At 64.7% G+C, this 7,098-nt stretch carries 9 protein-coding genes; 2 read left to right on the forward strand and 7 right to left on the reverse strand.

What is annotated here, in order from left to right; translation table 11 throughout:
• A partial coding sequence (locus tag ACERIT_RS15890; protein ID WP_373675833.1) for a hypothetical protein occupies positions 1 to 215 on the forward strand: 215 nt, incomplete at its 5' end.
• A 171-nt stretch (positions 216 to 386) separates the two neighbouring features.
• On the opposite strand, the gene mnhG is transcribed toward ACERIT_RS15890, so the two are convergent.
• The 7 genes from mnhG to mbhE all read right to left on the reverse strand — a co-directional run bounded on the left by mnhG (position 387) and on the right by mbhE (position 6,601).
• Positions 387 to 728: a monovalent cation/H(+) antiporter subunit G gene (mnhG, locus tag ACERIT_RS15895; protein WP_373675834.1), complete on the reverse strand. Its 342-nt coding sequence runs from the start codon at positions 726 to 728 to the stop codon at positions 387 to 389.
• 75 nt (positions 729 to 803) lie between these two features.
• A complete protein-coding gene (locus tag ACERIT_RS15900) occupies positions 804 to 1,097 on the reverse strand; it encodes a monovalent cation/H+ antiporter complex subunit F (protein WP_373675835.1) in 294 nt (97 codons plus the stop codon).
• Positions 1,087 to 1,752 carry a Na+/H+ antiporter subunit E gene (locus tag ACERIT_RS15905; protein ID WP_373675836.1) on the reverse strand — a complete coding sequence of 222 codons (666 nt, stop codon included), beginning with the start codon at positions 1,750 to 1,752 and terminating at the stop codon, positions 1,087 to 1,089. Before ACERIT_RS15905 ends, ACERIT_RS15900 begins: the two co-directional genes overlap by 11 nt.
• On the reverse strand, positions 1,749 to 3,356 hold the full coding sequence (locus tag ACERIT_RS15910) for a complex I subunit 5 family protein (protein WP_373675837.1): 1,608 nt from the start codon (positions 3,354 to 3,356) through the stop codon (positions 1,749 to 1,751). The genes ACERIT_RS15905 and ACERIT_RS15910 overlap by 4 nt, the downstream gene beginning before the upstream one ends.
• Entirely contained in the window at positions 3,353 to 3,697 is a 345-nt protein-coding gene (locus ACERIT_RS15915; protein ID WP_373675838.1) for a sodium:proton antiporter, read from the reverse strand. The genes ACERIT_RS15910 and ACERIT_RS15915 overlap by 4 nt, the downstream gene beginning before the upstream one ends.
• A gap of 46 nt (positions 3,698 to 3,743) precedes the next feature.
• Complete coding sequence (locus ACERIT_RS15920) at positions 3,744 to 4,208, reverse strand: MnhB domain-containing protein (RefSeq protein ID WP_373675839.1); 465 nt, start codon at positions 4,206 to 4,208, stop codon at positions 3,744 to 3,746.
• Positions 4,205 to 6,601, reverse strand: a complete 2,397-nt coding sequence (gene mbhE, locus ACERIT_RS15925; RefSeq protein ID WP_373675840.1) for a hydrogen gas-evolving membrane-bound hydrogenase subunit E — start codon at positions 6,599 to 6,601, stop codon at positions 4,205 to 4,207. Before mbhE ends, ACERIT_RS15920 begins: the two co-directional genes overlap by 4 nt.
• A 261-nt stretch (positions 6,602 to 6,862) precedes the next feature.
• On the opposite strand from mbhE, the gene ACERIT_RS15930 reads away from it, so the two are divergent.
• On the forward strand, positions 6,863 to 7,027 hold the full coding sequence (locus tag ACERIT_RS15930) for a hypothetical protein (RefSeq protein ID WP_373675841.1): 165 nt from the start codon (positions 6,863 to 6,865) through the stop codon (positions 7,025 to 7,027).
• Positions 7,028 to 7,098: the final 71 nt, after the last annotated feature.

Below are 7,098 nucleotides of genomic sequence, written 5' to 3' on the forward strand. Positions count from 1 at the left end.
TTGGACACTCGACCACAACCGACGTTGCACGCTTCTTGTCGCGGTTGAACAACGCCGAAGGCGTGGCGAGCATCGTACTACCGCATTCAACCGCCGGGGTAGTAAGGACACCGATTCACACGAAAATAAACGCTGACGGCGCTGTATCCCCACCCTACTCGCTTGTGCTTCCGACACCCGTCGGAAGCCCGGCGCTCGTTGAGGTGGGGGCTTAGCGCCTGCATACAGCGAAGTCCGTCTTTAGTTCCGAGAAGGACGACACGCCAGTCCTGACCCCCGATACGACTACGCCCTAGACGACGAGTACGGGCGCGAGTGACTCCGGGACTTTCTCTTGGATATGCCCGATTGCGGGCGTAGCGAGTCGGAAACACTCGGAAGTTCCCCTACTCGTCGTCGGACTTGCCCGGCCACGTCACGGAGCCCAGGAACGGGACGCCGGTTCGTTCTGCTGCTCGCGAGATCATGTGCGCGCCGGTCGGCACCGTCAGGAACAGGAAGACGATACCGATGAGCGACGAGAGCCCGGCGCCCCCGGGACCGAAGTACGCGAATCCGGCGAGAAAGACCGAGACCGTGCCAAGAGTCGCCGGCTTGCTTGTCGCGTGCATCCGGTTGTATACGTTTGGCAGTCTCAGCAAGCCGATCGTCCCGACCGTGAGGAAAAATGACCCAACGACAACGAGGCCAATGACGATCCAGATCCGGATCGCTTCCAATTCGACCATTAACAGTCACCTCCGGCATCCTGATGACTCGTCGGAACGCCCTGTCGCGTTCGGTGTTCGTGATACATGTCGTAGTCACTCCTGTGTAACGATGATGTCACCTTCAGTGACGAACTTGGCAACCGCGACCGTCGAAAGGAACGCAATAATCGCGAGGACGAGACTGACGATCACGAAGAGGCCCCGGCCGGTCTTAATGGCAAACAGGACGGCGATGGCGACGACGTTCGTCGCAATGGCGTCGAGCGCGACTACGCGGTCGGGAACCGTTGGTCCCCGGACCGCGCGGTAGCCACACAGCAGATTCAGAAACGCCACGAGGACGATCGCAGCGTCTACGACCAGCACCATCGTCCCCTCAGCGGCCATCGTGGTCACCTCCTGTGGCCTCCTCGGTCGGCGGTTCAGCCTCCGTCTCCGCCTCGTTCTCGATTCCAGGAGCGGCCCGTTCGAGGGCAGGATGAGTCCGGTCGGGCGGGTAGACGGCGAAATCCGGCGCGGGGTCGTCTGGTGATAGTTCCTCGTCAAAGATGACGAGCGCGTAGTTCTCCCAGGCGCGGATTGGGTCGACGATGTCTTTGGGATCGCTTCCGTCAATGACGTGGACGTAGAGTGCATTCTCATCGGGATCGTAATCAAGCGTGAGCGACCCGGGCGTCATCGTGATGCTGTTGGCGATAGTGGTCACTCCGAGGTCCGTCTGTACCCGCAGTGGGATAAGAATCACCTCGGGTTCAACCGGTCCGGAGGGCGCGAGTACGCGGTACGTGACGTCGAGACTGGCGACGACCGCCTCTCGGATGAACGTCAGCAGGTACAGTATCGTGTACGGGACCCCACGAATCGACCGGCGGAGATCAACAGTGTCCCCGTACAGGCGTCGGAAGAGGTAGGCCATGGGGAATCCGACCGCGAGGCCGACCAGCAGCGACCCAACGAGGGATTGGAGTGTGAGCGGTGGCCCGTGGACGAACACCCAGAGGACGCCGAACAGGACGCCGGCGACCGGCCAGCTGCGGGTCACGTGCCACCACCCCCGTCCACTCCCACGACGTCGATGTAGGCCTCGCTGTCGATGGCGGCGCTCGCGGCCGTCTCGGCGAACCGGTAAACCGGGTCGAACCCCACGCCGATGAGAACGACGGCCGCCGCGAGCGCGACGAGGATCGCGACCTGCCCTGATTCGACGGTCGCGACCGCAACCGCCGACGTCTCGGGCCCCCAGAAGCCGCCGACCCACACCCGCGTCGCGTACAGAATCGTGAGCACAGCGCCGAGAAGCAACGCGACCAGCGCGAGTGCCGACAGCACACCGAGATCGGACGTAAGTCCCCGAACTGCTGTCTCGAAAGCGAGGAACTTCCCGAAGAATCCAGTCAGCGGCGGGAGGCCGATCAGCGAGAGGAGGCCGACGAAGACGGCCCCCGAGAGCACCGGCGAGTGGCCGGCGACGCCGCCGAGATCTCGCAGGCCGTCCGTCCCGGTCGCATCCTCGACGGCGGCAGCCGAGAGGAAAAGGAGTCCCTTCGCGAGTGCATGGTGGAGCGCAAACACGAGTGCAGCCGCGATGGCGACCCCGCGGAGTGTCCCCGTGGGGCCAGCCGCCGCGGCGATGGCGATGGGGATGGCGATGAAGCCGACCTGGCCGACGCTCGAGTACGCGAACACGCCCTCAAGTCGGTCCTGGCCGACGGCGCCGAACCCGCCGACAACGATGCTCGCCATCCCCATCGCTGCCAGCACCGGCGCGAGGAAGGCGAGCGGCGACACGCCGTCGATACCGGCCAAGCCGACGGAGACGGGCGCGTCGGCGAAGACCGTGAAGTAGAGGCGGACGACCGCGTACATGCCGACCTTCTTGGTGACGCCGGCGAACATCGCAGTGATGGGCGGCGGGGCGGCGGTGTAGGCGGCGGGCACCCAGAACTGGAAGGGGACGAGTCCGGCCTTCAGCGCGAACACCGCAAGCAACAGAGCCGACAGGCCGACGGCGGGAGCGGGGTCGACGCCGTATGCGGCGGGGGTGGCCAACCGCTGGGCCATGTCGGCCATGTTGAGCGTGCCCGTCGTGGCGTACAGGCCGCCGATGGCCACGAGCATGAGTGCGCTCCCGAAAACGTTCATCACCAGATACCGGAACGACGCCGCGGTGGCGTAATCGGTACCGTAGAAGGCGACGAACACGTAACTGACGATCAGCAGCACTTCGAACCAGACGAACAGGTTGAACAGGTCGCCGGTGAGGAACGCGCCGGTCACGCCCACCAGGAGCATATGGAATAGCGGGTGGTAGTAGACGCGTTGGTTCTCGGGGGTGACGTACTGGACCGAGAACAGCATCGATGCGAGACCGACGCCCGCGGCGATAGTCAGCATGAACGCTGACAGCCCGTCGAGGACGAGCGTGATCCCGAAGGGGGCAGGCCAGTCGCCCATCTGGTAGGCCGCCGCGCCGGGCGCCGCCGGCGCGAGGACGAACGTCCAGACGGCAACGGAAACAGCCACGACGTAGCCGACGGCGCCGGCCACGCTCGTCGCGCGCTGAATCCGTGGCCGCCGGCCGAGGGCGAGCGTGAGCACGGCGGTACCGAGCACGACGAGCAGCGGCGCGATGACGAGCCAACTCATCCTACCCACTCCGTGACATCCATGGTCTCATTCTCCTCGTAGGCGCGATACGATAGGACGAGCGCCAGCGCGGTCGTCCCGAAACTGATGACGATCGCGGTCAGGACGAGCGCCTGCACCACCGGGTCGGCGACCTCCGGGACCCCGCCACCGTGGATCTCGAGGACGGGAACGAGGTCCTGGGCCCCCTCATCGACGCCACCCATCGCGATCAGGTAGACGAACGTGGCCTGAGAGACAACAGCGAGCCCCAAGACGACCCGCACCAGATCCCGCCGCAACAGCAGAAAGGTTCCGATGGCGAACAACCCGCCGACCGCAACTGCCAGGGCGACGCTCATCGGTCACCATCTCCATGTCGGACAGATGGCGTCTCTGTGCCCCGGGTCATTCGGCACTCACCACCGAGATGATCGTCAGGAGGCTGCCGACGACGATAAGGAATACACCCAGATCGAATACGAGCGCGCTCGCGAGTTCGACCTCGTGGTAGATCGGGACACCATCGACGTGGACGTACGTCTGGGTCAAGAACGGGTCGCCAACGAGGATCCCGGCGACGCCGCTGCCGAGGACGACCACTAGGCCCAGGAGCAACGTGCGGCGGTAGGCGATGACCGTGCGGTGCTCGAAAATGCTGGTGCCGGACTCGACCTCCCGGCCGAGCACCCCCGATTCCAAGTAGTCGAGGTTGTAGGCGACGTAGATGAGCACGAACGCCGCCGTGGTGAGGACGCCGCCGATGAACCCGCCGCCGGGCAGGTTGTGGCCCTGAAGGAACAGCGAAATCGAGACGACGAGCACGATGGGAACGGTCACCCGGACCGTCGTCCGCATGATCGTCGTCGTCACGGCGAGTCACCCCCATCGGGAATCGGTTCCTCTTCACCCTCGGTCACGGTCTCTTCACCACGAGTCCGCATCGTTACAAGCACGAGGATGGCGATTGCGGCGACCGTGACGACCAGCAACTCGCCCAGCGTGTCGAACGCCCGGAAATCCACGAGGATAACGTTGACGACGTTCGTGCCGCCACCACCCGGGACCGCCTGCTCCGTGTAGTACGCGGCGATGCTCGTCGGGTCGGCGTCGGGCCTGGGTACCGTCAGGAGGACGGACACGAACGCCATCGTGCCCACCAGAACCGACACGCCCGCGTCACGGGCGAGCACGAGCGGTCCGACATCCGAGTAAAAAGAAGGCAACCGCTGGAGGACGAGCAGGAACAGGAGGAGTACGAGCGTCTCGACGACCAGTTGCGTGAGCGCCAGGTCCGGTGCACTCGCGAGGATGAAGAAGATAGCGATCATGAACCCGAGAATCGACAGCATGAGGACGCCGACAACGTGTGACGAAGCAGTCGCCACCGCCACACCGGCGAGGACAGCGATCACCAGCACGACGGCAACCGCCAGTGGCACGCCGAGCCCATCGACCCCGAGATTCCTCCCGGTTGCGGCGAAGCCGGCGAGCGCAAGCAGGCTCCCAGCCGCCGCCACCCACATCACGTACGTCCGAAGGAGGCCGTTGTGGACGTACGGGCCGAACCGGGCGCTTGTCACCTCCGCCGTCGAGATGACCCAGTCGTACCACCCACGGGGCCGTACGGGGATCGGAGCATCGATGCCGTGTCCGATAACCGCCGCGAGACGCCCCGTGAACGGGTATGCGGCGAGCCCGCCCAGGATAGCAACGGCGGACATGGCGACCGGGGGTGAGAAGTGAGTCGGCAGTCCAACCTCGAGGTGAGCCTCGCCGATCGCGGTGGCTTCGACGGCCTCCTGGACGATGGCGCCGACCGCCAGTTGCGGCGCGACGCTGACGATGGCCGCCGCGGCGGCCAGCACGGCAGGGGGTCCGACCAGCGCAACCGGTGGTCGGTGGATGTCCGCGATTGGCGCTCGCCGCTCGCCGAAGAACATTGCGAGGAACTTCACCGAGTAGACGACAGTAAACACGCTCGCGACCGTCGCCACGGTGGGGTACAGCCAGGCGAATCCGCCGGCCTCGTGGGCAACCTCGTAGGTCGCCTCGAACAGCAGTTCCTTCGAGTAGAAGCCATTGAATGGCGGGATTCCGGCCATGCTCAACGCGGCGACCCCAGTGATGGCGGCCGTTATCGGGAGCTCCCGCCAGAGTCCCCCGAGGTTGTCGAGATTGCGGGTGCCGGCCTCGTGGGCGACGATCCCCGCGACGAGGAACAGCGGCGCCTTGAACAGTGCGTGGTTGAGCAGGTGGAACGTGCCAGCCTCGCCGCCGTAGACGACGCCAAAGCCGAAGCCCGCGACCATCAGCCCGAGGTGGCTCGCCGTCGAGTAGGCGAGCAACTCCTTGGTGTCGGTCGAAGCCACCGCCAGCAGCGCCCCGACAGTCATCGTCAGGAGTCCTAGCGTCGCGACAAGCAACACCCACTCCGGACTCATCAGCAGAGGGCGCACACGGCCGACGAAGTAGACGCCTACCTTGACCATCGTGGCGGAGTGGAGGAACGCGGAGACGGGCGTCGGAGCGACCATGGCGTTCGGCAGCCAGAAATGCAGCGGCACCTGCGCGGACTTGGCGGCTGCAGCAGCAACGACTAGGACGAGCGCCGGCACGAACAGCCCCGACTCGCGGAGGGAGGCGCGCATTGCCTCGTCGTTCGCGATCATCGCCGTCAGGTCGAAGGTCACGCCGCCGAGGGCACCCCGAGCTGCCACCGCGAGCACGAGCAGGCCGGCGAGCAGGCACAGCCCACCGCCGACGGTCACGACCATGGCCATCCGTGCCGAGTAGCGCGACTCGTCGTCGTCGGTATGATGGCCGATGAGCACGAACGAACAGAGGCTGGTCAGTTCCCAGAACAGGAAGACGAACACGAGGTCGGAGGCGAGCGCGACGCCGAGTATCGAGCCCATGAACGCCAGCAGCGCTGCGTAGTAGCGCGCGAGGCCGCCCTCGCCGTGCATGTACCGTGCCGAGTATATGAACACAAGGACGCCGATGCCGCTGGCGAGGAGCGCGAAGAGGAGCCCCCACCCATCGATGGTGAACTGGAGCCCCACGTCGAGAGCGGGGACCCACGACGCCCTGACGGTACCGTGACTGTTGATCTGCGTCGCCAGCAGTCCGAAACTCGCCGCCGCGATGAAGGCCCCCGCGTAGCCAGTCCGTTCGCCCAGGACGCGATAAAGAAGCGGTGAGAGAACCGCGGCGACGAAGGGAAGCACGACGGCAGTCGTAACGACTGTCAGATTTGGTTCCATCAGTGATCGTCGGTGTCGGCCGGTACTCCGTTGCCGGTGCCCGTCGTAATCGGCCTCTGCCCGACCATTTGCCGCCTCCTCCAAATACCTGTTGACCCACTTACCGGACGGTAGAGCGCCATCGGGAACTCCGCCCTGCCGTGAGAAGGAGACAAGCCTCGCATGCACCCCAGTCCCTGATCGACCGAAGCCTATCGACGCATTGAGGGAGGAGAACTTACGGAACAGCGCTTCTGCTGGCAATAATTCGGCATCTCGGGAATGCGGTACACACGATCACAGAAGACGGTCGGCGGCGAGATAGTCGACAAAGGTGTCTTCACCCAGTCGACAGCGAGACAGTATCTGGAACGGAAACTGGCCGAACGGATCGGGGAGCAACAGGAGTTGCGCATCCCGACGTCAACAATCAACTCACATAGATAACGGAAGATAAATTCACCTATCCAATTCATTCATTCTCCGGTCTAAGATAACTTTGAACTAGGATGGCTATC

This window comes from Halopenitus sp. H-Gu1, assembly GCF_041821145.1.
Lineage (GTDB): Archaea > Halobacteriota > Halobacteria > Halobacteriales > Haloferacaceae > Halopenitus.